Here is a 25,944-nt window from a genome sequence, read left to right on the forward strand (position 1 = left end):
TGGCCCAACGGTTGTCACAGGAGGTCACCATGAGCCGTGCTTTCGTCAACGAAGACAATGCCGCTGCGCAAGCCGATCAGCCGGTCGAACGGCAGGTCAGCACGCAGCCCAATTACGTCACGCCACAGGGGCTTGCCCAGTTGCAGGCGAAAGTCGCCGAGCTGCAGACCCTGCACGCCGAACAGACAGCCATGGGTGAACAGGCCGATAAACAGCGGCTGGCCGATCTCGAGCGGGATTTGCGTTATTTCAATCAACGGGTCGGCAGCGCTCAGGTCGCGCCAGCCCCGACTTCCAACGAAAAGGTGCAGATCGGCAGTTGGGTCACCTACGCCGACGAACACAACACCGAACGCCGGGTGCAACTGGTCGGCGAAGATCAGGCCGATGCCGCCAACGGCCTGATCAACTGGGCCTCACCGCTGGGCCGCGCGCTACTTGGCGCGCGACTCAACGACGAAGTGCTGTGGCAGCGCCCGGCCGGCAATCAACTGATCGAAGTGATCCGCATCGATCGCTCTTGAACCACAGTGCTTAAACCACACCCTGCGCCAGCATCGCGTCGGCGACTTTGACGAAACCGGCGATGTTCGCGCCTTTGACGTAGTTGATCCGGCCGTTTTCCTCACCGTAATGCACGCAAGCGTGGTGGATCGACTGCATGATCCCGTGCAGCTTGCTGTCCACCTCGCCCGCCGTCCACAGCAGGCGCATGGCGTTCTGCGACATCTCCAGACCGCTGACCGCCACGCCGCCGGCATTCGATGCCTTGCCCGGCGCGAACAGAATGCCCGCCTCGATAAAGATATCCACAGCCTCAAGGGTGGTCGGCATGTTCGCACCCTCGGCCACACAGATGCAGCCGTTGCGCAGCAGGGTGCGGGCAGCTTCGGCGTCGAGTTCGTTCTGGGTGGCGCACGGCAGTGCGATATCGCACGGCAACGACCATGGCAACTGACCGGCGCGGAACTCCAGGCCGAATGCGGCCGCCAACTCGCTGATCCGTCCACGCTTGACGTTTTTCAGTTCCAGCAGCGCCAGCCACTGCTCTTCACTCAGGCCGGCCTCGCAATACAGCGTGCCTTCGGAATCGGACAGGGAAATCACCTTGCCACCCAGATCCATCACTTTGCGGGCCGCGTATTGCGCAACGTTGCCGGAGCCGGAGATCGCCACGCGCTTGCCTTCGACAGTCTGCTCACGGCGCTTGAGCATTTCCTCGGCGAAATACACGCAACCGAAACCGGTGGCTTCCGGGCGGATCAGGCTGCCGCCGTAGGTCATGCCCTTGCCGGTCAGTACGCTGGTGAACTGGTTGCTCAGGCGCTTGTACTGACCGAACAGGAAACCGATTTCCCGCGCGCCGACACCGATATCACCAGCCGGCACGTCCACGTCGGCGCCGATGTGGCGGTACAGCTCACTCATGAACGCCTGGCAGAAACGCATGACTTCAGCGTCGCTCTTGCCCTTCGGATCGAAGTCCGAACCGCCCTTGCCACCGCCCATGGGCAACGAGGTCAGGGAGTTCTTGAAGGTCTGCTCGAAGGCGAGGAATTTCAGCACGCCCATGTTCACCGAAGGATGGAAACGCAAACCGCCCTTGTACGGGCCGATGGCACTGTTCATCTGGATGCGGAAACCACGATTGACCTGGACCTTGCCCTGATCGTCGACCCACGACACCCGGAACACCACCGCCCGCTCCGGTTCGCAGATGCGCTCCAGAATTCCCGAGGTCAGATAGTGCGGATTGGCTTCGAGAAACGGCCACAGGCTGCGCAGGACTTCTTCGACGGCCTGGTGGAATTCGGGTTGATCCGGATCGCGTTTTTTCAGACGGGCGAGGAAGGATTCGACGGATTCGATCATGGGAAAAGTCTCGGCAAATTTGTTGTCGTTGGAAGAGATTGAGCCGGACTGTAACAAACGACATGTACACAGCAACAGACAAAAATGTCGCATTTATGAAAACAAATAGTACACACGCTATAAATCACGGCGGATTGCAGGCAAAAAAAAGCGGAGCCCGAAGGCTCCGCTCTTTCATGCAACCAACCTGAAATCAGGCCAGTTTCTTGTGGCGTACCCGGTGTGGCTGGGCCGCTGCTTCGCCGAGGCGCTTTTTGCGATCGGCTTCGTACTCGGTGTAGTTGCCTTCGAAGAACACAGCCTGCGAGTCGTCTTCGTACGCCAGGATGTGCGTCGCGACGCGGTCAAGGAACCACCGGTCGTGAGAGATCACAATGGCGGCGCCCGGGAAGTCGAGCAGGGCTTCTTCCAGGGAACGCAGGGTTTCGACGTCGAGGTCGTTGGACGGTTCGTCGAGCAGCAGGACGTTGCCGCCCTCCTTCAGGGTCAGCGCCAGGTGCAGACGACCGCGTTCACCACCGGACAGGTCCTTGACGAACTTCTGCTGATCGCCGCCCTTGAAGTTGAAGCGACCGACGTAGGTACGCGACGGGATCTCGTAGTTGCCGATGCGGATCTGATCCGAACCGTCGGAGATCTGCTGGAACACGGTCTTGCTGCCGTCCAGGTCTTCACGGCTCTGGTCAACGCAGGCCAGTTGCACGGTTTCGCCGATCTCGATGCTGCCGGAGTCCGGGGTTTCCTTGCCCATCAGCATGCGGAACAGGGTCGACTTACCGGCACCGTTACCGCCGATCACGCCGACGATGGCGCCTTTGGGCATGGAGAACGACAGGTTGTCGATCAACACGCGATCGCCGTAGCCCTTGGTGACGTTCTTGAATTCGATGACCTTGTCGCCCAGGCGCGGACCGGCCGGGATGTAGATCTCGTTGGTTTCCGAACGCTTCTGGAATTCCTGCGACTGCATTTCTTCGAAGCGCTGCAGACGTGCCTTGGATTTCGACTGGCGGGCCTTGGCGCCTTTGCGCACCCACTCCAGTTCTTCCTTCATGGCTTTTTCGTGAGCCGATTGCTGCTTGGATTCCTGGGCCAGACGATCGGACTTGGCTTCCAGCCAACCCGAGTAGTTGCCCTCGTAAGGAATGCCCGCGCCGCGGTCGAGTTCCAGAATCCAGCCAGCGACGTTGTCCAGGAAGTAACGGTCGTGCGTGATCGCTACCACAGTGCCCGGGAAGTCGTGCAGGAAGTGTTCGAGCCACGCAACGGAGTCGGCGTCCAGGTGGTTGGTCGGTTCGTCGAGCAACAGCATGTCCGGGGCGGACAGCAGAAGACGGCACAGGGCCACACGACGTTTTTCACCACCGGACAGGTGTTCCACTTTCGCGTCCCAGGCCGGCAGACGCAGCGCATCGGCGGCGACTTCCAGCTGGCGCTCCAGGTTGTGACCGTCGCTGGCCTGCAGGATCGCTTCGAGCTTGGCCTGTTCGGCGGCCAGCTTGTCGAAGTCTGCGTCCGGGTCGGCGTAGGCGGCGTAGACCTCGTCCAGACGCGCTTGCGCGTCCTTGATCACGCTGACCGCTTCCTCGACCACTTCACGCACGGTCTTGGTCGGATCAAGTTGCGGCTCTTGCGGCAGATAACCGATGTTCAGTTCCGGCATCGGGCGCGCTTCGCCTTCGAATTCGGTGTCGACGCCGGCCATGATTTTCAGCAGCGTGGACTTACCCGAACCGTTGAGGCCGAGTACACCGATCTTGGCGCCCGGGAAGAAGGACAGAGAAATATTTTTCAGGATTTCCCGCTTCGGCGGAACAACTTTGCCCAGCCGATGCATGGTGAAGACGTATTGAGCCATGGAGAACCTTGGGTCAGTGACAGATGAATGATTGGAGCGCAGGCGATGCCCGGCCAGACCGATGCGCGTCGTTCACTTGACCACTTGATGGCCATCAATGCGTGCGCGCTGAAAAAGTCTGAGTCTAGGAGCTGGAACGCTCCCGCGTAACCGGCAAAGCTACCTTAATGACAGAAGGCAGTCCAGCCGAGCGGGGCTGGCACTTCGCCACAACTCAAGGCATGCTAGCCGCCCTTTGGGCGTCCGGCTTATAGTGCACGTCGCGCCAGTCCAGCCAAACCGCAGGATTACAGCTTGTCCAATGTCACTCCGCCAGCCTCTGTGAGCAGCACCCAACCGGCGCCCGGCTCGTCCCTGCGCGGAACATTGAAAGGCGCGCTGGCGACGCTGGTGCTGATGCTGCTGGCGTTGCTGTTCTGGCAACTGCTCGATCAACTGCGCGAAACCCAGAAAAACCAGCGTCAGTACACCATCGATTACACCGCCGATCTCGCCTCGCAAGTCAGCCTGAACATGTCGCTGAACGCGCAGATCGCGCTCAATCTGCTACCGATCGTCGAACAGCCTCAGTCTGCCGACGAACAGCAGGCGCTGCTGCGCAAGCTGCAGAAATCCCTGCCTGACCTGCAGAGCATGGCCTTGCTCAGCCCGTCGGGGAAAATCCTCAGCGATAGCGCCACCGACAGCAAGGACGCCGACTACCTCAGCGATCTGGTGCGCCGCAGCCACGCCCAGGCACATTATTTCAGCAACGCCGATGACGGCTCGGTGGTGCATCTATTGCTGCATCAGGCCAGCGGCAGCACGCGCGGCTACTGGGCACTGCGCCTGACCCCGACCTTCTTTGCCTCGCTGACCAAACAGGGCGAGACCGGCATCCGCCCGCTGTGGCTGGTGGAAAACCGCATCAATCACCAAATCATCAGTCGTGACGAAGGCCTGCCTTCCACCAAGGCCACCACCCTGACACCCGAAGATCTGGCCAACAGCGTGCTGACCGTGCCCCTGAGCAGCAGCGACTGGCAACTCCGCGGACTGTTCGATCGGCAACACGTGCTCGAAGAGCTGCTGCCGGCGTTCATCGGCAAATGCCTGCTGGGCTTGGCGCTGTCCCTGCTGCCGTTCATTGCCTTGCTGAACATGCGCCGCCGTCAGCGCCAGGTGCATGAAGGACGCCGCCGTTATCAGGACATTTTCGAAGGCACCGGTGTGGCCCTGTGCGTGCTGGATCTTTCGGGACTCAAGCAGGTTTTCGAAAAGGCCCAGATCCAGACCAGCGACCAGCTCAAGGCCTGGCTCGACCAGCCACAGCAACGCCAGCAATTGCTGCAGGAACTGCGAGTCACCGAGGTCAACCAGGTGGCGCTGCAACTGCTCAACGTCAATTCCTGCGACCACGCCTGGCAAATGCTGATCGACGGTCACCCGCACAGCCAGTGCGCGATCGGCAATCAAGTGCTCGATGCCGTGCTCCAGCAGCAAAAGCAGCTGGAACTGGAAATCAAACTGCCGGACATCAACGGCCGCGACCAGCACCTGTGGCTGGTGCTGCGCCTGCCTCATGAGCAACACGACTACAAAGCCGTAATCCTGAGCATCAACGACATCACCAGCCGCAAGCTGATCGAACTGTCGCTACTGGAGCGCGAAGGCTTCTGGTCGGACGTGGTGCGCACCGTACCGGATCACCTGTACGTGCAGGATGTGATCAGCCAGCGGATGATTTTCAGCAACCACCACCTGGGCCAGACCCTCGGTTACAACCGCTCCGAACTGCATCAGATGGGCGAGTACTTCTGGGAAATCCTCCTGCACCCGGAAGACGCCGATTACTACCACCGCTCGCGGCAAATGCAGCGTCACGCCGGTTACAGCCAGTTGCTGCAATGCCAGTTGCGCTTCCGTCATCGCGACGGCAAGTGGCGGCGTTTCGATATCCGCGAACAGGCGCTGGCTCGTGACAAGCATGATCAAGTGACTCGGATCATCGGTGTGGCCAAGGACATCACCGAGCAGATCGAAGCCAGCGAATCCCTGCGCGACAGCGAACAGCGCTACCGGATGCTCGCCGAAAGCATCAGTGACGTGATTTTTTCCACCGACAGCAAGCTGTCGCTCAATTACGTCAGCCCGTCGGTGCAAGCGGTGCTGGGTTACGACGCCGAGTGGATTTTCCAGAACGGCTGGCAGTCGACCATCGCCAACCCGCAGCAACTGAACGGCATCTATCACCTGATGGACCGGGTCAGCAAAGCCCTGGACAAACCCGAGCAACTGGCAGTCCTGCGCAGTCAGGTGCAGACCCAAATGTTCCTGTTCGACTGCCTGCGCGCCGATGGCCGCAAGATCCCCATCGAATTGCGCCTGGTGCTGGTGTGGGACGAACACGGCGCCTTTGAAGGCGTACTCGGGGTCGGTCGCGACATCAGCCAGCAGCGCCGCGCCGAAAAAGACCTGCGCATGGCGGCCACGGTATTCGAGCATTCGACTTCGGCGATCCTGATCACCGACCCGGCCGGGTACATCGTTCAGGCCAACGAAGCGTTCAGTCGTGTCAGCGGTTACGCGGTGAGCGAAGTGCTCGACCAGCTACCGAACATGCTCACCGTCGACGAACAACAGGACGCACACCTGCGTTACGTGCTCAAGCAATTGCATCAGCACAGCACGTGGGAAGGCGAAGTCTGGCTCAAGCGCCGCAATGGCGAGCATTACCCGGCGTGGGTCGGCATCACGGCGGTGCTCGACGATGAAGGCGACCTCGCCAGCTACGTTTGTTTCTTCAGCGACATCAGCGAGCGCAAGGCCAGCGAGCAGCGCATTCACCGCCTCGCCTACTACGACGCACTGACCCACCTGCCGAACCGCACGCTGTTCCAGGATCGCCTGCACACCGCGCTGCAATCGGCCGACCGGCAGAAGTCGTGGGTGGTGCTGATGTTCCTCGACCTCGACCGATTCAAACCGATCAACGACTCCCTTGGCCACGCCGCCGGCGACCGCATGCTCAAGGACATGGCCACCCGGCTGCTGGCCTGCGTCGACGATGACGACACCGTGGCGCGGATGGGCGGCGATGAATTCACGTTGCTGCTGCAGCACCGCTCCAGCCGCGAGATGGCGCTCAATCGTGCCATTCATGTGGCCGAGCAGATTCTTGGCAGCCTGGTGCGGCCGTTCGTGCTGGAAGGTCGCGAGTTCTTCGTCACGGCCAGTATCGGCATCGCCCTGAGCCCGCAGGACGGCAACGAACTCAGTCAGTTGATGAAAAACGCCGACACCGCGATGTACCACGCCAAGGAGCGCGGCAAGAACAACTTCCAGTTCTATCAGGCCGACATGAACGCCAGTGCGCTGGAACGCCTGGAACTGGAAAGCGACCTGCGCCACGCCCTCGAGCAGAACGAATTCGTGCTGTATTACCAGCCGCAGTTCAGCGGCGACGGCAAACGCCTGACCGGCGCCGAAGCCTTGTTGCGCTGGCGTCATCCGCGTCGCGGGCTGGTGCCGCCGGGGGACTTCATTCCGGTGCTCGAAGAACTCGGACTGGTGGTGGACGTCGGCGACTGGGTCATCAGCGAGGCCTGCCGTCAGCTCAAGACCTGGCACCAGAGCCGTGTGCGCGTACCGAAAGTTTCGGTGAACATTTCCGCCCGGCAATTCTCCGACGGCCAGCTCGGCACGCGGATTGCCACCATCCTCAAGGAAACCGGCCTGCCGCCGGCGTGCCTGGAACTGGAACTGACCGAAAGTATCCTGATGCGTGAAGTCAGCGAGGCAATGCAGATTCTCGCCGGCCTGAAGAACCTTGGCCTGAGCATCGCGGTCGACGACTTCGGCACCGGTTATTCGTCGCTGAACTACCTCAAGCAATTCCCGATCGATGTGCTGAAGATCGACCGCACCTTCGTCGACGGCCTGCCGTCCGGCGAGCAGGACGCGCAGATTGCCCGGGCGATCATCGCCATGGCCCACAGCCTCAATCTGGCGGTAATCGCCGAGGGTGTGGAAACCCATGAACAGCTGGACTTCCTGCGCGAGCACGGTTGCGACGAGGTTCAGGGTTATCTGTTCGGGCGACCGATGCCGGCCACCCGCTTCGAAGCGCAGTTCAGCAATGACGCGCTGTTCATGTTCGACTGAAGATCAGCGGCGCAGCCTTCGCGAGCAGGGATTGATGTCGATCACGGAATCCTGCCGCCAACCCGGCTATTGTGCGAACCGGCTGGCCAGGAAAAGGCCGGCACGGACGCCACATATCTGGTCATGAACGCCACTTGTCTGCGACATGATGTCGTTTCATATGCCATCCAAAACCCGTTGGGTTAGAATGCCCCCCTTTTCTGCCCCCGATCCTTGAGGACCGCCATGTTCAGCCGTGATTTGACTATTGCCAAGTACGACGCCGATCTTTTTGCCGCCATGGAGCAAGAAGCCCAGCGCCAGGAAGAACACATCGAGCTGATCGCTTCGGAGAACTACACCAGCCCAGCGGTGATGGAAGCTCAAGGCTCGGTACTGACCAACAAGTACGCCGAAGGCTACCCGGGCAAGCGCTACTACGGTGGTTGCGAGTACGTCGACGTCGTTGAGCAACTTGCCATCGACCGCGCCAAGGAACTGTTCGGCGCCGACTACGCCAACGTTCAGCCGCACGCCGGTTCCCAGGCCAACGCCGCTGTCTACCTGGCCCTGCTGTCGGCCGGTGACACCATCCTGGGCATGAGCCTGGCTCACGGCGGTCACCTGACCCACGGCGCCAGCGTTTCCTCCTCCGGCAAGCTGTACAACGCCATCCAGTACGGCATCGACGCCAACGGCCTGATCGACTACGACGAAGTCGAGCGCCTGGCTGTTGAACACAAGCCGAAAATGATCGTGGCCGGTTTCTCTGCCTACTCGCAGATCCTCGACTTCCCACGCTTCCGCGCCATCGCCGACAAGGTTGGCGCGTACCTGTTCGTCGACATGGCTCACGTGGCCGGTCTGGTCGCCGCTGGCGTCTACCCGAACCCGGTTCCGTTCGCTGACGTCGTGACCACCACCACTCACAAGACCCTGCGCGGTCCACGTGGTGGCCTGATCCTGGCCAAGGCCAACGCCGACATCGAGAAGAAGCTGAACTCCGCGGTATTCCCGGGCGCCCAGGGTGGCCCGCTGGAGCACGTGATCGCCGCCAAGGCGATCTGCTTCAAGGAAGCACTGCAGCCTGAGTTCAAGGCTTACCAGCAACAAGTGGTGAAAAACGCCCAGGCCATGGCCGGCGTGTTCATCGAGCGCGGTTTCGACGTGGTGTCCGGCGGTACTGAAAACCACCTGTTCCTGCTGTCGCTGATCAAGCAGGAAATCTCCGGTAAAGACGCCGACGCCGCTCTGGGCAAAGCGTTCATCACCGTGAACAAGAACTCCGTGCCAAACGACCCACGCTCCCCGTTCGTCACTTCCGGCCTGCGCTTCGGTACTCCGGCTGTGACCACTCGCGGCTTCAAGGAAGCAGAGTGCAAAGAGCTGGCCGGCTGGATCTGCGACATCCTGGCTGACCTGAACAACGAAGCGGTGATCGACGCCGTTCGTGAGAAAGTCAAAGCCATCTGCAAGAAACTGCCGGTATACGGCGCTTAATTGCGACGTTAAAACCGCAGCATGAAAAACCGGCCAGTGATGGCCGGTTTTTTTTCGCCCGTAAAAAAGTTTCGAATGCCAAATGGCTCAAGGTCGGGGCCTTGCGCCCAACTGGTCAGACCGGTCATTCCAATTCGTCATTTTTCACTTGCGATCCGTAAAAAACAGCGCCTAGACTGCACCCGCACTGGACATACCGGTAAGACCACAATAATTAAGTCCTGAATCTGATGCGCCCCGCGCACGGAAGCCAGGACACCGACCAGGATTCCTCCCATGCTCAGATGGTGCTCGCGTTCAATCTTCCTCCAAGTGGTTCTCGGACTGATGCTCGGCATCGTCTGCGGGCTGACCCTTCCTGAATATTCGGCCCAGCTCAAACCGCTCGGCGACGGTTTCATCAAACTGATCAAGATGCTCATCGGCCTGATCGTGTTCTGCGTGGTGGTCAGCGGTATCAGCGGCGCCGGCGACTTGAAGAAAGTCGGGCGCATCGGCCTCAAGTCGGTGATCTACTTCGAAGTGCTGACCACCATCGCCCTGGTGATCGGTCTGGTGTTCGCCTTCAGCACCGGGATCGGCAGCGGCGCCAACATCCATCTGGAGCAGCTGTCCGCCGCTGACATGGGCGACATCGCCGAACGCGGCCAGCACATGCACACCACCACCCAGTTCCTGATGGACCTGATCCCGACCTCGGTACTTGGCGCCTTTGCCGACAACAACATCCTGCAGGTGCTACTGTTCTCGGTACTGTTCGGCAGCGCGTTGAATCTGGTGGGCGAAGCCGCCTCCGGAATCTCGCGGCTAATCAACGAGCTGAGCCATGTGATCTTCCGCATCATGGGCATGATCGTGCGTCTGGCACCGATCGGCGTGTTCGGTGCCATTGCCTTCACCACCAGCAAATATGGCCTGGATTCCCTGCAACACCTGGGCAGCCTGGTCGGCCTGTTTTATCTGACGTGCATCGCGTTCGTCAGCGTGATTCTCGGCCTGGTGATGCGCGCCTCCGGCCTGCGCATGTGGCCGCTGCTCAAGTACCTGCGTGAAGAATTGCTGATCGTCATGGGCACCGCCTCCTCCGACGCCGTGCTGCCGCAGATCATGCGCAAGCTGGAACATCTGGGCATCGGCAGCTCGACCGTCGGGCTGGTGATTCCCACCGGTTACTCGTTCAACCTCGACGGCTTTTCGATCTACCTGACCCTGGCCATCGTGTTCATCGCCAACGCCACCGGTACGCCGCTGGCCATGACCGATCTGCTGACGATTCTGCTGGTGTCGCTGATTACCTCCAAAGGCGCCCACGGCATTCCGGGCTCGGCGCTGGTGATTCTCGCCGCGACGCTTACGGCCATCCCGGCGATTCCGGTGGTCGGTCTGGTGCTGGTGCTGGCGGTGGACTGGTTCATGGGCATCGGCCGGGCGCTGACCAACCTGATCGGCAACTGCGTCGCCACCGTGGCCATCGCCCGTTGGGAAAAGGACATCGACGTGCAGCGGGCGAACAAGGTGCTCAACGGCGAGCAGGGCTATAACTTTCAGCCGAGAAAAACGGCCGCTCAAGCGGCGGCCAAAGAATTCTGAATGAGCGCCGTGCCTGCGCACCTGCAGGCACGGCTCATGGAGCGAACACGTGATTACTACATCAACCGTCGTCAACTCAGTGGTAGAAAAACTCCGGGCCGCCCTCGCCCGTGGCCAGTGGCGCTCCGGCGAGATGCTGCCGGGCCAGCGCGAACTGGCCGAACAACTGGGCATCAGCCGCCCGAGCCTGCGAGAAGCGGTGATCGTCCTGGAAACCCTCGGTCTGGTGCGTTCGATGCCGGGCAAAGGCGTGGTGGTGCTCGACGCCCTGGCCAGCGACAGCCAAAGCCACGACAGCGCCGTGGCCGGCGCCAGCCTCGAAGACGTGCTGCAACTGCGCTACACCCTCGAGCCGTTCATCGTCGGCCTGGTGGCACAGTCGATCAGCAGCAAGGAAGTCGGGCAACTGCGCCTGACCTTGATGGACATGCGCGAAGCCCTCGAAGCGGGTGACAGCGAGGCCGGGGTCAGCGCCTATATCGCCTTCCACGAAGAACTGTTCACCCTGACCTCGAACCCGATTTTCCAGAGCGTGGTGCAGCAGACCAGCAACGCCCTCAAGCAGAGCGCCGAAGTGCTGCGCAATTCGCCGGAGCATCTGGCCGAACGCCTTGAGGAAAACGAAGCCGTGGTGCGCGCGATCCGCAGCAAGAACAGCGCTCAGGCCAGTGCCGAAATGCGTCGACACATCCTGCGTGAAGGCCAGCGCATGGGCATCGAACTGAACATTCCGGATGACAACCTGAACACCTGAAACGCCTCACACTGGAGACCGGCCATGAACAGTCTTGCCACGCCGTCGCACCCTCGCCAGACCTCGGCGGCCCTGCCCTTCTCCCGCCTGCAGGCGCCGGTAGAGGATCTGTATCCGCGACTGTTCGACGCGATCCTCGAACAACGCCTCGATGCCGCCAGCCGTTTTACCGAAGAGAGCCTGAAGCACATGTTCGGTGTCAGCCGCGCCGATGTGCGTCGGGTGCTGACCCAGTTGTCCCACGAACAGATCATCGTGCTGCGGGCCAACCATCGGCCACGGGTTGCCGCGCCGGATGCCGAGCAGACGCGTCAGGCCTTGCACGCCCGGCGCCTGGCCGAGAACACGCTGGTGCGACTGGCTTGTCAGCACGCGCAAGCTGAAGATCTGAAGCGCCTGCGCGTCTTGATCGAACGCGAACGTCAGGCTGTGGATAAAGAACGGCGCGGCGCGGCGATTCGTCTGTCCGGGGAGTTTCATTTGCAGTTGGCGCGAATGGCCGGCAATGCACCGTTGGCGCATTTTCTCGGCACGCTGGTGCCGCTGACCTCACTGGCGATTGCGCGATGCACTGAAACCACGCACAGCTGTTGCGGCTGGCAGGATCACGCCCGGATCGTCGAGGCGATCGAGCGTGATGACGCCGTCGAGGCCGTGTCGCTGATGAACCGTCATCTGGATCATCTGGAACAGACGATTCTCAGCGGCTCCACACACTGAGACAGCGGCGGACTCAGTTCGCCGCCACCTTGGCAAACCCCGCCCGGATCTTCTCTTCCGGCAAGTCATCGGCGATAAACACGATCACGCTTTCCCGCGCCTCGCCCTCGGCCCACTCGGTGTCCCAGTCGAAGCCGTAAAGCTTCAGCACGCCCTGAAACACCAGGCGCCGATCCTCGCCCGCAATGTTCAGCACGCCTTTGTAGCGCAGCAATTGCTTGCCGTGCTCTTCCAGCAACTCGTTCATGAATTCGCTGAGCTGATCGATATCCAGCGGCTGATCGGTACGCAGCACCAGACTGGAAATTCGGTCGATGGACGGCGCCTTGCTGACCGGTCGCAGACTTACCCCGCCGCCGAGATCGGCATTCAGATTGAAGCCACGCACATCGAGCAATTCGGCCAGATCGATGTTGCCGTGTTCGACCACGCGAATCGGCGCGCGGCGGTTGATGCGGGTCAGGCGCTCGCTGAGCGCGGTGAACGCGGCCTCGTCCACCAGATCGGTCTTGCTCACCAACAAGCGGTCGGCGAAACCGATCTGCGCCTGGGCGATGGTCTGGGTCAGGTGCAGCTCGGCGTGAGCGGCGTCCACCAGGGTGATGATGCCGTCGAGCAGGTAACGCTCGCGCAGTTCTTCGTCGATGAAAAAGGTCTGTGCCACCGGGGCCGGATCGGCCAGACCGGTGCACTCGATGACCAGCCGATCGAAGGCGATTTCACCGCTGTCCAGCCGTTCGAGCAACAGGTACAGGGCCTTGGTCAGGTCGGTGTGGATGGTGCAGCAGACGCAGCCGTTGGCCAGGGTCATGACTTGCACCGGCTCGTCACCCAGCAATTGGGTGTCGATGCCGGCGTCGCTGAATTCGTTTTCGATCACAGCGATTTTCAGGCCGTGTTCGGCTTTCAACAGATGACGCAGCAAAGTGGTCTTGCCGGCGCCGAGGAAACCGCTGAGCACCGTGACCGGGATGGGAGAAGACAAACTCGATCTCCTTCAATTGCACAAATAAAAATGGGAGCAGGCCGAAAGACCTGCTCCCACCTCACTTCTGGTGAACCGCGATCAGCGGCTCAACAGCACTTCGGCCCACCCTTGCCACCGTAACGGGCTTCCTGACGTTCGCGAAAGAACATCTCGTAGCTCATCACCGGTTTGTCCGGGTGTTTGGTTTGCATATGCTCGACGTACGTGTCGTAGTCGGGCATGCCGACCATCAGGCGCGCGGCCTGACCGAGGTATTTACCGAGGCGACTCAGGTCATTGAACATGGTGCAATCCTCTGGTTACGCGTCCGGCAGGGCCTGGAATGGCGATTCTTTATCCGTACGCTCTTTTTTGCCCCAGGCGGCGATGCCGACCTTGAGCGCATAGAACAGGATGCTGAATACCACGAACAGGAACAGCGCGGTCAGCGTTGCGTTGGTGTAAGCGTTGAAGATCACGTGCTGCATCTGCTCGACGCTCTTGGCCGGTGCGATCACTTGCCCTGCGGCCAGTGCATCGCTGTACTTCTTGGCCAGTGAAAGGAAGCCGACAGCCGGGTTGGCATCGAACAGTTTGATGAAGCCTGCGGTCGTGGTGCAGATCAGCAGCCAGGCGGCTGGCAGCAGGGTGACCCAGATGTAGCGCTGGCGCTTCATCTTGATCAGAACCACGGTGCCGAGCATCAGCGCGATACCGGCCAGCATCTGGTTGGAGATACCGAACAGCGGCCACAAGGTGTTGATGCCGCCCAGCGGATCGATCACGCCCTGGTACAGCAACCAGCCCCACATCGCCACACAACCGGCGGTGGCGATCAGGTTGGCGGTCCAGGATTCGGTACGCTGCAACGCCGGCACGAAGGAGCCGAGCAGATCCTGCAGCATGAAGCGCCCGGCACGGGTGCCGGCATCCACTGCGGTCAGGATGAACAGCGCTTCGAACAGGATCGCGAAGTGGTACCAGAACGCCATGGTGTTTTCACCCGGCAGGACACTGTGCAGGATCTGCGCGATACCGACCGCCAGGGTCGGTGCACCGCCGGCACGGGCCAGGATGGTGGTTTCGCCGATGTCATGGGCCACGGCTTGCAGCGCATCCGGGGTAATTGCAAAGCCCCAGTTGCTGACAGCGGTTGCCACCGCCACCACGTCACCGCCGACTACGGCAGCCGGGCTGTTCATGGCGAAGTACACGCCTGGCTCGATCACCGAAGCGGCAACCATGGCCATGATCGCCACGAACGATTCCATCAGCATGCCGCCGTAACCGATGTAGCGGGCGTTGGTTTCGTTATCCAGCAGCTTCGGCGTGGTGCCGGACGAGATCAGTGCGTGGAAGCCCGATACCGCACCGCACGCGATGGTGATGAACAGGAACGGGAACAGACCGCCCTTCCACACTGGCCCGGTGCCGTCGACGAACTGGGTCAGCGCCGGCATTTTCAGCTCGGGCATGGTGACCAGGATGCCGATCGCCAGGGCGATGATGGTGCCGATCTTGAGGAACGTGGACAGATAGTCGCGCGGGGCGAGGATCAGCCAGACCGGCAACACAGCGGCAACGAAACCGTAACCGATCAGCATCCAGGTGATTTGCACACCGGTGAAGCTGAAGGCCTTGGCCCACACCGGGTCAGCGGCAATCTGCCCGCCCAGCCAGATCGAGCCGAGCAGCAGAATCACGCCGATCACCGAGATCTCGCCGATGCGGCCCGGGCGGATGTAGCGCATGTAGATGCCCATGAACATCGCGATCGGGATGGTCGCCATCACGGTGAAGATGCCCCACGGGCTCTCCGCCAGGGCTTTGACGACGATCAGCGCCAGCACCGCGAGGATGATGATCATGATCAGGAAGCAGCCGAACAGCGCGATGGTGCCGGGGATGCGGCCCATCTCTTCACGCACCATGTCGCCCAAGGAACGACCGTTGCGACGGGTGGACATGAACAGGACCATGAAGTCCTGCACCGCGCCCGCCAGCACCACGCCGGCGATCAGCCACAGCGTGCCGGGCAGGTAGCCCATCTGCGCCGCCAGTACCGGGCCGACCAGTGGTCCCGCGCCGGCGATGGCCGCGAAGTGGTGTCCGAAGAGAATGTGTTTGTTGGTCGGAACGTAGTCCAGACCGTCGTTGTTGAGCACGGCGGGGGTGGCCCGGCGTGGATCGAGTTGCATCACGTTGTTTGCGATGAACAGGCTGTAGTAACGGTACGCAACCAGATAAATGGCCACGGCGGCGACCACGATCCACAAGGCGTTGATCGCCTCGCCTCGGCGCAATGCCACTACGCCCAGGGCGCACGCTCCTACGATTGCCAGCACTAGCCAGGGTAAGTGGCGCAGCGGGCTATTATTATTTTTCATTTTATTATTCCAGCCAGGGTGGACAAGAAAGACAGCCACCTCGAGTTTAGCGCTGTTGGCGGCAAAGGCCATACCCCGACATTGGTCTGACGCCCTGCCCGACTGGCAGCGTTTGGTGTGGCGGGTCTATAGTCAGCGTACCGTCAAGAGGATCGCGCCATGAGCGAGCACCCGTCCGAGCGTCGCCGCTTCAAACGTATCGCGTTCGATGCCAGAACCGAATTGAGCCAGGGCGAGTACATCTGGCCGGTGAAGCTGATCGACCTGTCGCTCAAGGGGCTGCTGATCGAACGGCCGGAGCCGTGGCTGGGGGATGAAGCGCAGGACTTCAACGTCGACATTCACCTGAGCGACGACACCGACATCCAGATGGACGTGCAACTGGCGCACGACGATCATGGCCAACTGGGCTTCCAGTGCCGGCACATCAGCCTGGAGTCGATCCAGCGCCTGCGCCGCCTGATCGAACTTAACCTCGGGGATGAGGCCGAGCTCGAACGGGAGCTTGGGGCATTGATGGAACTCTGATTACTCGAAGAGTGAATCCAGCGCCTGCTCCAGACGCGTCACCGCAATGATCTGCAACCCTGCCGGCGCTTCTTTTGGCGCGTTGCCCTTGGGCACGATCGCGCGCTTGAAGCCGTGCTTGGCGGCTTCTTTCAAACGCTCCTGACCGCTCGGCACCGGGCGTACTTCGCCGGACAGGCCGACTTCACCGAACACCAGCAAGTCATGAGGCAACGGCCGATTGCGCAGGCTCGACATGACGGCAGCCATCAATGCCAGGTCGGACGCGGTTTCCAGCACCTTCACCCCGCCGACCACGTTGAGGAACACGTCCTGATCGTGGGTCGGAATGCCGCCATGCCGGTGTAATACCGCCAGCAACATTGCCAGACGGTTCTGATCCAGGCCCAGCGTGACCCGACGCGGGTTGGCCAGGTGACTGTCGTCCACCAACGCCTGGACCTCAACCAGCATCGGCCGGGTGCCTTCCCACGTTGCCATCACCACGCTGCCCGGGACTTCTTCTTGAGCACGGGTGAGAAAAATCGCCGAAGGGTTGGAGACTTCTTTCAGGCCCTTGTCGGTCATGCCGAACACGCCCAGCTCATTGACGGCACCGAAACGGTTTTTCACCGCCCGCAGCAGGCGCAACCGGCCATCGGACTCGCCTTCGAAATACAGCACGGTGTCGACCATATGTTCCAGAACGCGCGGGCCGGCCAGTGCGCCTTCCTTGGTCACGTGGCCAACCAGGAAAATCGCCGTGCCACTTTGCTTGGCGTAGCGCACCAGCAACGCCGCACTTTCGCGTACCTGGGACACGCCGCCCGGCGCCGATTGCAGTTGTTCGGTGAAAATCGTCTGGATCGAGTCGATCACCATCACCTTGGGTTTTTCCTGACGGGCGGTGGCGATGATGGTTTCGATGCAGGTTTCGGTCATGACCCGCAGTTGATCCTGCGGCAGCCCAAGTCGACGTGCGCGCATGGCGACTTGTTGCTGGGATTCCTCACCCGTGACGTACAGCGCCGGCATGCTCTTGGCGAGGTTACACAGGGTCTGCAGCAGAATCGTCGACTTGCCGATACCCGGATCACCGCCGATCAGCACCACCGAGCCGTCCACCAGACCGCCGCCAAGCACTCGGTCGAGTTCGCCGGAGGCTGTGGAAAAACGCGGAATTTCTTCAATGCTGACCTCGGCCAGCGTCTTGATCTGAGCTTGCTGCCCGGCCCAACCAGTGCGTCCGGCCGGTGCCGCAGCACTGCCGCTCTCGATCATGGTTTCGGTCAGGGTGTTCCAGGCGCCGCATTCGCCGCACTGCCCGGCCCACTTGGGAAAGGTTGCGCCGCACTCGGTGCAGCCGTACATGCGCTTGGCCTTGGCCATCTGAACCCCCGGCAAAAACCGCGATGATAACGCAGCCTTCACCGATCAGCGCGGCGCGCCGGTGCGGATTTCCCCGCTGGCCAGACGCGCGGCACTGTTGTCGATCAAACCCCGGCGATTGCCGGGGTTTGAAAGGGTCGCTGTCAATCGACCAGCTTGGTCGCCAGAGCCTTGACCCGATCCAGGTCACCTTTGGCCACTTTGGTCACTCCGGCGCCATATTCCGGATCGGCCTTGTAGAGGAAGGACAGCATGATGTGCTTGCTCTCGTCATCGGTGCTCGCCAGCGAACCGCCGAAGCTCTCGATCAGATCCTGGCGTTCCTTCTTGCTGAACGAACGGTACAGATCACCGGCCTGCCTGAAGTTCTGTTCGCGCTGGATCTTCGCCTGTTGTGTGCTGCCCTGCAGGGCGGTCTGGCTAGAACGTGCGCTTTGGGTTTCTTCACGCGGTTGCAGGCGGCTAGGCTGGTAGTTGACACCCGAATGGCTTGCGCCGGCATTCATCGCGCCGTCCTGATTGCCATTGTTGACCGCCACTTTCGCAGCATTGATCGGCAATTGCAGGGCATTGGCACCAAGGCGATACATCTGGGTGTCGGCATAGGCAAATATCCGGCCTTGCAGCAGACGATCTTCAGATGGCTCGATTCCCGGCACAACATTCGAGGGTGCCATGGCCACTTGTTCAGTTTCCTGGAAGACATTCGAAGGATTACGGTTCAAGACCATTTGTCCAACTTTTCGCTCCGGAATACCGGGCCAGATCTTGGTTGCATCAAGAGGATCGAAATCAAACTTGGACAAGTCTTGCGATTTCAGGACCTGAATGTACAAGTCCCACTTCGGAAAGTTACCCTTTTCGATATTCGCCACCAAGTCATTTGTCATATGACTGTAGTCGCGCCCCTGAACTTTCACGACTTGTTCAGGATCGAGATTCTTGATCCCCTGCAAACTTTTCCAGTGAAACTTGACGTAGTGTACTTCCCCCTTGTCGTTGATCAACTTGTAGGCATGCACACTGTTGCCGTCCATTTCACGATAACTGGCCGGTGTCCCTGAGTTGGAATACAGCTCGGTCAATGTACGAGTGGCTTCAGGTACATGGGAGAAGAAGTCGAAGCGGCGGGAATCATCATCCAGATTGGTGCGCGGGTCTGGCTTGAAGGCATGCACCATGTCCGGAAACTTGATCGCATCACGGATGAAGAATGTCGGGAAGTTATTCCCGACCAGATCCCAGTTACCGTCAGCGGTGTAGAACTTGGTCGCAAAACCCCGTGGATCACGCAACGTTTCCGGAGAATGGTTGCCGTGCACCACCGCCGAAAAACGCACGAACACCGGTGTGACCTGGCCGGCGGTAAACACCTTGGCCTTGCTCAGGTCGCTCAAGTCGTTGGTCGCGGTGAACGTGCCATGAGCACCGGTGCCCCGGGCATGCACTACGCGCTCGGGAATACGCTCGCGATCGAAGCGCTGCAGTTTCTGGATCAGTTGCACGTCCTGCAACAGCACCGGGCCGTTGGCACCGGCGGTCTGCGAGTTCTGGTTGTCGCCCACCGCTGCACCGTTGTCCCGAGTCAGGGGCGCGGCGCTTACGGAAAAGGTCAGCAGGCTGGCGGCCAATACGCCGACGGTGCGTCGGAGGGGAAATCCCCCTGAGGCAAGCATGGAATTCATTTCAGGTTCCTCTGTTGTTTGAGGCGCATCCAGGTGCGCCAAACAGAGGCTAGAGAGTCATGACGGCGAACATAAATAGAAAATCCACACGCCTGCGATTGAGAAAAATAGCTTCTCGATCAGGGTCTTACGGAGTAATTCGCGCGCGATTAGTGGCACTTTGCAAACTAATCGCGAATTGATGTGTCGATAAAAGCGAGCAATGTAAGAAGGTGTTTCGCGCAGGACGCGTTTTGCTGATTTACACTGCGTACACCAAACTCATCTGTAACAAGGAAATAACTATGGGCGTGCTCAGCGAGTTCAAGGCCTTCGCGGTCAAAGGCAATGTGGTCGACATGGCCGTCGGTATCATCATCGGTGCGGCCTTCGGCAAAATCGTTTCGTCGTTTGTCGGTGATGTGATCATGCCGCCAATCGGCCTGCTGATCGGCGGGGTGGACTTCAGTGACCTGGCGATAACCCTGAAAGCCGCCGAGGGCAGCGCCCCTGCGGTCGTGATGGCTTACGGCAAGTTCATCCAGAGCATCCTGGACTTCATCATCGTCGCCTTCGCGATTTTCATGGGCGTCAAAGCCATCAACCGCTTGAAACGCGAAGAAGCCGTCGCTCCGACCTTGCCGCCGGTGCCAACCAAGGAAGAAGAACTGCTGGGTGAGATCCGCGATCTGCTCAAGGCCCAGAACAACCGGCCCTGAAGACTGAAACGGCGCCTGAGGGCGCCGTTTCCTTACCAGTAGTTTTCCACCGCCACCTGCCCTGGCCGCCGCGTCAGGCTGAGGCTCATGCCCCGCTGCTTGAGCAGCGCCCGGGTGTCGTCGATCATCTGCGGATTGCCGCACAGCATGACCCGCGAATGGGCCGGATCAAGCGCCACACCTGCTGCCTGCTCCAGCTCGCCGTTTTCGACAAGGGTGGTAATGCGCCCGTTCAGGGCACCGGCATGTGACTCGCGCGTCGCCACGGGGATGAACTGGAACTTGTGAGCGTACTCGGCTAGGTAGTCACGCTGCATGAGTTCGGCGATCAGCTGTTGATAGGCCAGTTCCCGCGCCTCCCGCACGCTATAGACGAGGATGATCCGTTCGAATTTCTCCCACACTTCAAAGTCCTGCAGGATCGACAGAAACGGCGCCACACCGGTGCCTGTGGATAACAGCCAGAGGTCCCGGCCATCAACGAACCGGTCCAGCGTCAGATAGCCGAAGGCCTGGCGGTCCACCAGCAATGTATCGCCCGCCTTGAGCCGGCTCAGCTCACTGGTGAACTCCCCGCCGGGCACCACGATGGAAAAGAACTCAAGGAACTCATCGAACGGCGAGGACACCATGGAATAGGCCCGCCATACCGTAGTGCCGTCATCCTTGGTCACTCCCAGCCTGGCAAACTGCCCGGCGCGAAAACGGAAACCTGCGTCTCGGGTCGTACGCAACGTGAACAGGCTCGGTGTCAGCGGCTGTACATCAAGCAAGGTCTGGCGACTGAATTTTTCTGCGCTGGCGGTCATCGATAACTCCCTCGGCTATAGCCATAGTGTCACGCACAGGCGCTCAATAAAAAACCTACGGTTTGTAGTGGATTAAATTATATTCCACGTCCTGATGAGAAAGTTATGCAAATAGGTACTAGCTAATTGACACTTCCCCAATATCAAATTACGGAGTCAATCTAATAAACATATGCGGCTAATCACAAACGACTAATTTCCTCCTATCTAAGAGCAAAAAATTCCAAACACTTGTATAGGAAACGTCCTACACTCGTTTTCGTGCATGACTCTTGGATCCAAGATCGCACCCCTGCGGAAAATCTCGGAGAATATTCAAATGGAAATTTGGAAGGAGTCGCAGATAAAGCAGCTGACATTCGCCACGAGAGTCGACACTGCTTACCCGATTCTGCTGACATTTGCCAAAAACATAGGCTTTCAATTTTGTGGAGTTTCAGTCAGCTCGCCTGATCGAAACACACTGCCAAAGCCCTTGCGTATCAATAACTACCCTCGCGCCTGGAATAAACAATATGAAGAAGAAAATCACTGGGAGTTTGATCCGGTAGTAGCACACTGCAATCGTTCAATGCTACCCATTACATGGAGCAAAGAACTATTCTCAAAAACACCAAAGTTATGGGAGTCGTTAAAGGAACAGGGACTGGAGCACGGCTGGTCGCAATCCTTTCATCACGAAGAAAGCGGTCTGTGCAGTATTCTCAGTCTGGCCCGGACTCACAGCCCGATCACGTCGATCGAGTTGTACGAACATTTTGGCTACATGTTCTACGTCACAAGCCATCTGAGCGAATTGTTCGCCCGTACGCTTCCTTCACGACCTGAGAAAGCCCGGCCGCCTCGGCTGTCTACGCGGGAGGTGGAAGTGCTCAAGCTCTGTGCTTCCGGCAAGACGGCCTATGAGACTGCGAGAATCCTCAGCCTGAGTGAGCGCACCGTGAACTATCACGTGCAAAACGTGATCGTGAAAATGAACGTCTGTAACAAGATCTCCGCCGTCATCGCCGCCGCCAAGGCAGGGATCATCTAGTCGACAGCCTCGAAAACAAGCAAGTAAAGCAGCCGAAAAAAAAGTACCATTTGCGACCTTCCTGAGTGATGACGCGTATCTTCGCGCCGCTGTCCACTCGGACGGTTCCGCCGCACGATACCCTGGGCCGCGGGACACCCGTTGATTACCCAGAGTCCCCGCCCCATGCCTTTGCTCGATACGCCCTTCGCCCAGCTTGATCTGATCCGCCAGCCCGAACAGCAGAACGAACCGCTGCAAGCCTTCGATGCAGCCGACGAATACCTGCTCAATCATCTGGCTGAACAGAATCTGCCGGTCGAGACACGGGTTCTGGTGCTCAACGACAGTTTCGGCGCGCTGGCCATCAGCCTCTTGGGCAAAGTGCAAGTCAGCACCAGCGGCGACTCATTCCTGGCGTTTCAAGGCCTGGAAAAAAACCTGTTACGCAATGGGCAGGCGTTCGATGCTCTGCATGGCATTCCCGCCAGTGAGCCATTGATCGGGCCATTCGACCGCGTACTGATCCGTGTACCGAAAACCCTCGCGCTGCTGGAAGAGCAACTGATTCGCCTGCAAGGTCAACTGGCACCTGGCGCACAAGTGGTAGCCGCAGCGATGGTCAAGCACTTGCCACGTGCCGCTGGTGATCTGCTGGAACGCTACATCGGCCCGGTTCAGGCTTCGCTGGCGGTGAAGAAGGCGCGCTTGCTGATCGCCACGCCCGAGGTAAAGGCTCCGGCCGCCTCGCCTTATCCGACCCGTTATCGCCTCGACGAGCCGGCCATTGAACTGCTCAATCACGCCAACGTGTTTTGTCGCGAAGGTCTGGATATCGGGACTCGCGCCTTTCTCCCGCACTTGCCGAAAAACCTCGGCTCAGCGCGGGTCGCGGATCTAGGCTGCGGCAACGGTGTACTGGCCATCGCCAGCGCCCTGCAAAACCCCGATGCGCATTACACGTTGGTGGACGAATCGTTCATGGCTGTGCAATCCGCCGCCGAAAATTGGCGTGCGGCGTTGGGAGAACGGGATGTGATCGTGCGCGCCGGCGACGGTCTGGCGGGGCAGGAAGCGCAATCGCTCGACGTGGTGCTGTGCAACCCGCCGTTCCATCAACAACAGGTGGTCGGCGACTTCCTCGCCTGGCGCATGTTCCAGCAGGCCCGCGAAGCGCTGGTGGTTGGCGGTGCGCTGTACATCGTCGGCAACCGTCACCTGGGTTATCACAGCAAACTGGCGCGGCTGTTCCGCGGTGTCGAGCAAGTCGCGGCCACGCCGAAGTTCGTGATTCTCAAGGCGCGCAAATAATCCGGGCAAAAAAAACCCTCCGGTCGGAGGGTCAAAAATCCGTGCCGCAAGGCGACGGGATGGGAAATTTCAGTGCGTCGTCAGGCCTGCGGCATTCATGAACATGCGCATCAGGCTGGCGACGATGAACAATGCACCGACGCTGCCGACCCAGATCATGGCCAGCCAGCCGAGCCGCTGCCACAGCGGTTTTTTTTCGACTTCTTCAATGTCGTGCAGGGAATGTTTGCCGCTCATGCTCTCATCCTCCGGTTGAGGGGGATGGCGCCGCTGTCGGCGCCATCGTGATCACGCCTAGTGATAACCGTCTTCATGGGTGACCTTGCCGCGGAACACGTAGTAGCTCCAGAAGGTGTAACCCAGGATGAACGGGATGATGAACAGCGTACCCACCAGCATGAAGCCCTGACTCTGCGGCGGAGCGGCAGCGTCCCAGATCGAGATCGACGGCGGCACGATGTTCGGCCACAGGCTGATGCCCAGACCGCTGTAGCCGAGGAAAATCAGCACCAGGGTCAGCAGGAACGGCATGTAGTTGGCATTGCGTGCCACGGCGCGAATCAGTCCGTACATCGTCACCAGCACCAGAATCGGTACCGGCATGAACCAGAACAGGTTCGGCATGCTGAACCAGCGCGTAGCGATTTCCGGGTGGGCCAGTGGCGTCCAGAGGCTGACGATGCCGATCACCGCCAGCAGCACGAAAGCCAGCGGGCGCGCCAGGTCATGCATCTGCTCTTGCAGCTTGCCTTCGGTCTTCATGATCAGCCAGGTGCAGCCCAGCAAGGCGTAAGCCACCACCAGCGCAGCGCCGCAGAACAGCGTGAACGGCGCCAGCCAGTCCAGTGAACCGCCGGCGTATTGCCGGTTGACCACCGGCAGCCCGTCGATGAACGCGCCAAGCGCCACGCCCTGGAAGAACGTCGCCGCCACCGAACCACCGATGAACGCCTTGTCCCACAGGTGACGCTTGGCGTCCTTGGCCTTGAAGCGGAACTCGAACGCCACGCCACGGAAGATCAACCCGATCAGCATGAAGATCAGCGGCAGGTACAGCGCCGACAACACCACCGAATAGGCCAGCGGGAACGCACCGAACAACGCCGCACCGCCCAGAACCAGCCAGGTTTCATTGCCGTCCCATACCGGGGCGACGGTGTTCATCATCACGTCGCGGTCGGTCTTGCCGGGGATGAACGGGAAGAGAATCCCGATCCCCAGGTCGAAGCCGTCCATGACCACGTACATCATGATCCCGAAGATGATGATCACGGCCCAGATCAGCGGAAGATCAATACCCATGATTCAAATCTCCTTGGTCAGGCTGCGGTCGTGTTCGGCGCCATCGTCGTCGGCAGCGGACAACGGACGGGCCGGCGTGCGTTTCTGGCCAGGACCACCGTCGTTGGTTTCCTTGCCTTCGTCGGTCTTCGGCCCTTTGCGCACCAGGCGCATCATATAGCCCAGACCCGCACCGAACAGCGCGAAATACACCACCACGAACATGATCAGCGTGATGCTCATCTGCATGAAGCTGTGATTGGAGGACGCATCCGCCGTGCGCATCAGCCCGTAGACCACCCACGGCTGACGACCGATTTCAGTGGTGAACCAGCCCGCCAGGATCGCGATCAGACCGGACGGCCCCATCCACAACGCCAGGTACAGGAACGGCCGCGACGTGTAGAGCGTGTCGCGCTTGCGCAGCCACAGGCTCCAGAGGCCGGTGAAGATCATCAGGAAACCGAGGCCGACCATGATCCGGAACGACCAGAACACGATGGTCGAATTCGGCCGGTCTTCAGGCGGAAACTCCTTGAGCGCCGGGACTTGCTTGTCCAGCGAGTGGGTCAGGATCAGGCTGCCGAGGTACGGGATCTCGACGGCATATTTGGTTTTCTCTTCTTTCATGTCCGGCCAGCCGAACAGGATCAGCGGCGTCGCTTCGTTACCGACGTTTTCCCAGTGACCTTCGATCGCGGCGATTTTCGCCGGCTGGTGCTTGAGGGTGTTGAGCCCGTGGAAGTCGCCGATGACCGCCTGGATCGGAGCAACGATCAACGCCATCCACATCGCCATCGACAGCATGGTGCGGATCGCCGGGTTGTCCTTACCGCGCAACAGATGCCAGGCCGCCGACGAGCCGACGAAGAACGCCGTTGCGACGAACGCCGCAGTCGCCATGTGCATCAGGCGATACGGGAACGAAGGGTTGAACACGATTGCCAGCCAGTCGGTCGGGATCACCTGACCGTTGACGATCTCGAAGCCCTGCGGCGTCTGCATCCAGCTGTTGGACGCGAGAATCCAGAAGGTCGAAATCAGCGTACCGATGGCCACCATTACCGTGGCGAAGAAGTGCAGTTTGCGTCCGACCTTGTTCCAGCCGAACAGCATCACTCCGAGGAAACCGGCTTCGAGGAAGAACGCCGTGAGCACCTCATACGTCAGCAATGGCCCGGTGACGGAACCGGCGAAGTCCGAGAAGCGGCTCCAGTTGGTACCGAACTGGTAGGCCATGACCAGCCCCGAGACCACGCCCATGCCGAAGTTCACGGCAAAGATCTTCGACCAGAAATGGTAGAGATCGCGGTAGGTGTCGTTGCCGGTTTTCAGCCACAGGCCTTCCAGCACCGCGAGATAGCTCGCAAGACCGATGGTGATTGCCGGGAACAGGATGTGGAACGAGATGGTGAACGCGAACTGGATTCGGGCGAGATCTAGTGCCTCTAAACCGAACATAAGCTTTCCTCTATCAGATAA

General features: G+C 60.1%; 21 protein-coding genes. 10 read left to right on the forward strand and 11 right to left on the reverse strand.

Features of this window, described 5'->3' with window-relative positions:
* Positions 1–29 precede the first annotated feature (29 nt).
* Complete coding sequence (locus M5B44_RS21795; protein WP_119430133.1) at positions 30–524, forward strand: GreA/GreB family elongation factor; 495 nt, start codon at positions 30–32, stop codon at positions 522–524.
* A gap of 10 nt (positions 525–534) precedes the next feature.
* Here M5B44_RS21795 and gdhA read toward each other — a convergent pair whose 3' ends face one another.
* The gene (gene gdhA, locus M5B44_RS21800) at positions 535–1,872 is read right to left on the reverse strand and encodes an NADP-specific glutamate dehydrogenase (RefSeq protein ID WP_134828165.1); all 1,338 of its coding nucleotides are present in this window, start codon (positions 1,870–1,872) and stop codon (positions 535–537) included.
* A gap of 193 nt (positions 1,873–2,065) precedes the next feature.
* Positions 2,066–3,730: an energy-dependent translational throttle protein EttA gene (ettA, locus tag M5B44_RS21805; RefSeq protein WP_007950976.1), complete on the reverse strand. Its 1,665-nt coding sequence runs from the start codon at positions 3,728–3,730 to the stop codon at positions 2,066–2,068.
* A gap of 294 nt (positions 3,731–4,024) precedes the next feature.
* Here ettA and M5B44_RS21810 point away from each other — a divergent pair, with 294 nt between their 5' ends.
* The 5 genes from M5B44_RS21810 (at position 4,025) to M5B44_RS21830 (ending at position 12,416) form a co-directional block, all read left to right on the forward strand.
* Complete coding sequence (locus M5B44_RS21810; RefSeq protein WP_248740456.1) at positions 4,025–7,873, forward strand: EAL domain-containing protein; 3,849 nt, start codon at positions 4,025–4,027, stop codon at positions 7,871–7,873.
* Between the two features lie 225 nt (positions 7,874–8,098).
* Positions 8,099–9,352 (forward strand): serine hydroxymethyltransferase, encoded by a 1,254-nt coding sequence (gene glyA / locus M5B44_RS21815; RefSeq protein WP_007950978.1) that lies wholly within the window; start codon positions 8,099–8,101, stop codon positions 9,350–9,352.
* Positions 9,353–9,628: 276 nt separating this feature from the next.
* On the forward strand, positions 9,629–10,942 hold the full coding sequence (locus M5B44_RS21820; RefSeq protein WP_085712209.1) for a C4-dicarboxylate transporter DctA: 1,314 nt from the start codon (positions 9,629–9,631) through the stop codon (positions 10,940–10,942).
* A 49-nt stretch (positions 10,943–10,991) separates the two neighbouring features.
* Positions 10,992–11,696 (forward strand): FadR/GntR family transcriptional regulator, encoded by a 705-nt coding sequence (locus tag M5B44_RS21825; RefSeq protein ID WP_248740457.1) that lies wholly within the window; start codon positions 10,992–10,994, stop codon positions 11,694–11,696.
* Positions 11,697–11,720: 24 nt separating this feature from the next.
* The gene (locus M5B44_RS21830; RefSeq protein ID WP_248740458.1) at positions 11,721–12,416 is read left to right on the forward strand and encodes a GntR family transcriptional regulator; all 696 of its coding nucleotides are present in this window, start codon (positions 11,721–11,723) and stop codon (positions 12,414–12,416) included.
* A 13-nt stretch (positions 12,417–12,429) separates the two neighbouring features.
* Here M5B44_RS21830 and yjiA read toward each other — a convergent pair whose 3' ends face one another.
* The 3 genes from yjiA to M5B44_RS21845 all read right to left on the reverse strand — a co-directional run bounded on the left by yjiA (position 12,430) and on the right by M5B44_RS21845 (position 15,770).
* A complete protein-coding gene (yjiA, locus tag M5B44_RS21835) occupies positions 12,430–13,401 on the reverse strand; it encodes a GTPase (protein WP_045121631.1) in 972 nt (323 codons plus the stop codon).
* An 89-nt stretch (positions 13,402–13,490) separates the two neighbouring features.
* A complete protein-coding gene (locus M5B44_RS21840; RefSeq protein WP_003228401.1) occupies positions 13,491–13,688 on the reverse strand; it encodes a YbdD/YjiX family protein in 198 nt (65 codons plus the stop codon).
* Between the two features lie 15 nt (positions 13,689–13,703).
* The gene (locus M5B44_RS21845) at positions 13,704–15,770 is read right to left on the reverse strand and encodes a carbon starvation CstA family protein (protein WP_114885654.1); all 2,067 of its coding nucleotides are present in this window, start codon (positions 15,768–15,770) and stop codon (positions 13,704–13,706) included.
* 159 nt (positions 15,771–15,929) lie between these two features.
* Here M5B44_RS21845 and M5B44_RS21850 point away from each other — a divergent pair, with 159 nt between their 5' ends.
* Positions 15,930–16,298, forward strand: coding sequence for a PilZ domain-containing protein (locus M5B44_RS21850; RefSeq protein ID WP_248740459.1), 369 nt, complete (start codon positions 15,930–15,932; stop codon positions 16,296–16,298).
* On the opposite strand, the gene radA is transcribed toward M5B44_RS21850, so the two are convergent.
* Both radA and katB read right to left on the reverse strand, forming a co-directional pair.
* Positions 16,299–17,666 carry a DNA repair protein RadA gene (gene radA, locus M5B44_RS21855; RefSeq protein ID WP_248740460.1) on the reverse strand — a complete coding sequence of 456 codons (1,368 nt, stop codon included), beginning with the start codon at positions 17,664–17,666 and terminating at the stop codon, positions 16,299–16,301.
* A gap of 143 nt (positions 17,667–17,809) precedes the next feature.
* Positions 17,810–19,351, reverse strand: coding sequence for a catalase KatB (katB, locus tag M5B44_RS21860; protein ID WP_248740461.1), 1,542 nt, complete (start codon positions 19,349–19,351; stop codon positions 17,810–17,812).
* A 284-nt stretch (positions 19,352–19,635) separates the two neighbouring features.
* Here katB and mscL point away from each other — a divergent pair, with 284 nt between their 5' ends.
* On the forward strand, positions 19,636–20,049 hold the full coding sequence (gene mscL / locus M5B44_RS21865) for a large-conductance mechanosensitive channel protein MscL (protein WP_085712217.1): 414 nt from the start codon (positions 19,636–19,638) through the stop codon (positions 20,047–20,049).
* Positions 20,050–20,081: 32 nt separating this feature from the next.
* Here the strand turns inward: mscL and M5B44_RS21870 are convergent, their stop codons facing one another.
* On the reverse strand, positions 20,082–20,858 hold the full coding sequence (locus M5B44_RS21870) for a ferredoxin--NADP reductase (RefSeq protein WP_248740462.1): 777 nt from the start codon (positions 20,856–20,858) through the stop codon (positions 20,082–20,084).
* A gap of 319 nt (positions 20,859–21,177) precedes the next feature.
* Between M5B44_RS21870 and M5B44_RS21875 the strand changes: the two genes are divergently transcribed.
* Positions 21,178–21,891, forward strand: coding sequence for an autoinducer binding domain-containing protein (locus tag M5B44_RS21875; RefSeq protein WP_248740463.1), 714 nt, complete (start codon positions 21,178–21,180; stop codon positions 21,889–21,891).
* A gap of 165 nt (positions 21,892–22,056) precedes the next feature.
* Positions 22,057–23,181 carry a methyltransferase gene (locus tag M5B44_RS21880; protein ID WP_248740464.1) on the forward strand — a complete coding sequence of 375 codons (1,125 nt, stop codon included), beginning with the start codon at positions 22,057–22,059 and terminating at the stop codon, positions 23,179–23,181.
* Positions 23,182–23,250: 69 nt separating this feature from the next.
* On the opposite strand, the gene M5B44_RS21885 is transcribed toward M5B44_RS21880, so the two are convergent.
* The 3 genes from M5B44_RS21885 to M5B44_RS21895 are packed head-to-tail and all read right to left on the reverse strand — an operon-like array spanning position 23,251 to position 25,923.
* On the reverse strand, positions 23,251–23,418 hold the full coding sequence (locus tag M5B44_RS21885; RefSeq protein WP_248740465.1) for a DUF2474 domain-containing protein: 168 nt from the start codon (positions 23,416–23,418) through the stop codon (positions 23,251–23,253).
* 57 nt (positions 23,419–23,475) lie between these two features.
* A complete protein-coding gene (gene cydB / locus M5B44_RS21890) occupies positions 23,476–24,483 on the reverse strand; it encodes a cytochrome d ubiquinol oxidase subunit II (RefSeq protein WP_248740466.1) in 1,008 nt (335 codons plus the stop codon).
* Between the two features lie 3 nt (positions 24,484–24,486).
* Positions 24,487–25,923, reverse strand: a complete 1,437-nt coding sequence (locus M5B44_RS21895; RefSeq protein WP_085712222.1) for a cytochrome ubiquinol oxidase subunit I — start codon at positions 25,921–25,923, stop codon at positions 24,487–24,489.
* Positions 25,924–25,944: the final 21 nt, after the last annotated feature.

The sequence above is a fragment of the Pseudomonas sp. MWU12-2029 genome, from assembly GCF_023242425.1.
Taxonomy (GTDB): Bacteria; Pseudomonadota; Gammaproteobacteria; order Pseudomonadales; family Pseudomonadaceae; genus Aquipseudomonas; species Aquipseudomonas kribbensis.

What these genes read in the sequence shown, in the direction of transcription:
- M5B44_RS21795 (WP_119430133.1), top strand. Translation starts at nt 30, where the DNA reads ATGAGCCGTGCTTTCGTCAACGAAGACAATGCCGCTGCGCAAGCCGAT.
- gdhA (WP_134828165.1), bottom strand. Translation starts at nt 1,872, where the DNA reads ATGATCGAATCCGTCGAATCCTTCCTCGCCCGTCTGAAAAAACGCGAT.
- ettA (WP_007950976.1), bottom strand. Translation starts at nt 3,730, where the DNA reads ATGGCTCAATACGTCTTCACCATGCATCGGCTGGGCAAAGTTGTTCCG.
- glyA (WP_007950978.1), top strand. Translation starts at nt 8,099, where the DNA reads ATGTTCAGCCGTGATTTGACTATTGCCAAGTACGACGCCGATCTTTTT.
- M5B44_RS21820 (WP_085712209.1), top strand. Translation starts at nt 9,629, where the DNA reads ATGCTCAGATGGTGCTCGCGTTCAATCTTCCTCCAAGTGGTTCTCGGA.
- M5B44_RS21830 (WP_248740458.1), top strand. Translation starts at nt 11,721, where the DNA reads ATGAACAGTCTTGCCACGCCGTCGCACCCTCGCCAGACCTCGGCGGCC.
- M5B44_RS21840 (WP_003228401.1), bottom strand. Translation starts at nt 13,688, where the DNA reads ATGTTCAATGACCTGAGTCGCCTCGGTAAATACCTCGGTCAGGCCGCG.
- M5B44_RS21845 (WP_114885654.1), bottom strand. Translation starts at nt 15,770, where the DNA reads ATGAAAAATAATAATAGCCCGCTGCGCCACTTACCCTGGCTAGTGCTG.
- M5B44_RS21850 (WP_248740459.1), top strand. Translation starts at nt 15,930, where the DNA reads ATGAGCGAGCACCCGTCCGAGCGTCGCCGCTTCAAACGTATCGCGTTC.
- radA (WP_248740460.1), bottom strand. Translation starts at nt 17,666, where the DNA reads ATGGCCAAGGCCAAGCGCATGTACGGCTGCACCGAGTGCGGCGCAACC.
- katB (WP_248740461.1), bottom strand. Translation starts at nt 19,351, where the DNA reads ATGAATTCCATGCTTGCCTCAGGGGGATTTCCCCTCCGACGCACCGTC.
- mscL (WP_085712217.1), top strand. Translation starts at nt 19,636, where the DNA reads ATGGGCGTGCTCAGCGAGTTCAAGGCCTTCGCGGTCAAAGGCAATGTG.
- M5B44_RS21870 (WP_248740462.1), bottom strand. Translation starts at nt 20,858, where the DNA reads ATGACCGCCAGCGCAGAAAAATTCAGTCGCCAGACCTTGCTTGATGTA.
- M5B44_RS21875 (WP_248740463.1), top strand. Translation starts at nt 21,178, where the DNA reads ATGGAAATTTGGAAGGAGTCGCAGATAAAGCAGCTGACATTCGCCACG.
- M5B44_RS21880 (WP_248740464.1), top strand. Translation starts at nt 22,057, where the DNA reads ATGCCTTTGCTCGATACGCCCTTCGCCCAGCTTGATCTGATCCGCCAG.
- M5B44_RS21885 (WP_248740465.1), bottom strand. Translation starts at nt 23,418, where the DNA reads ATGAGCGGCAAACATTCCCTGCACGACATTGAAGAAGTCGAAAAAAAA.
- cydB (WP_248740466.1), bottom strand. Translation starts at nt 24,483, where the DNA reads ATGGGTATTGATCTTCCGCTGATCTGGGCCGTGATCATCATCTTCGGG.
- M5B44_RS21895 (WP_085712222.1), bottom strand. Translation starts at nt 25,923, where the DNA reads ATGTTCGGTTTAGAGGCACTAGATCTCGCCCGAATCCAGTTCGCGTTC.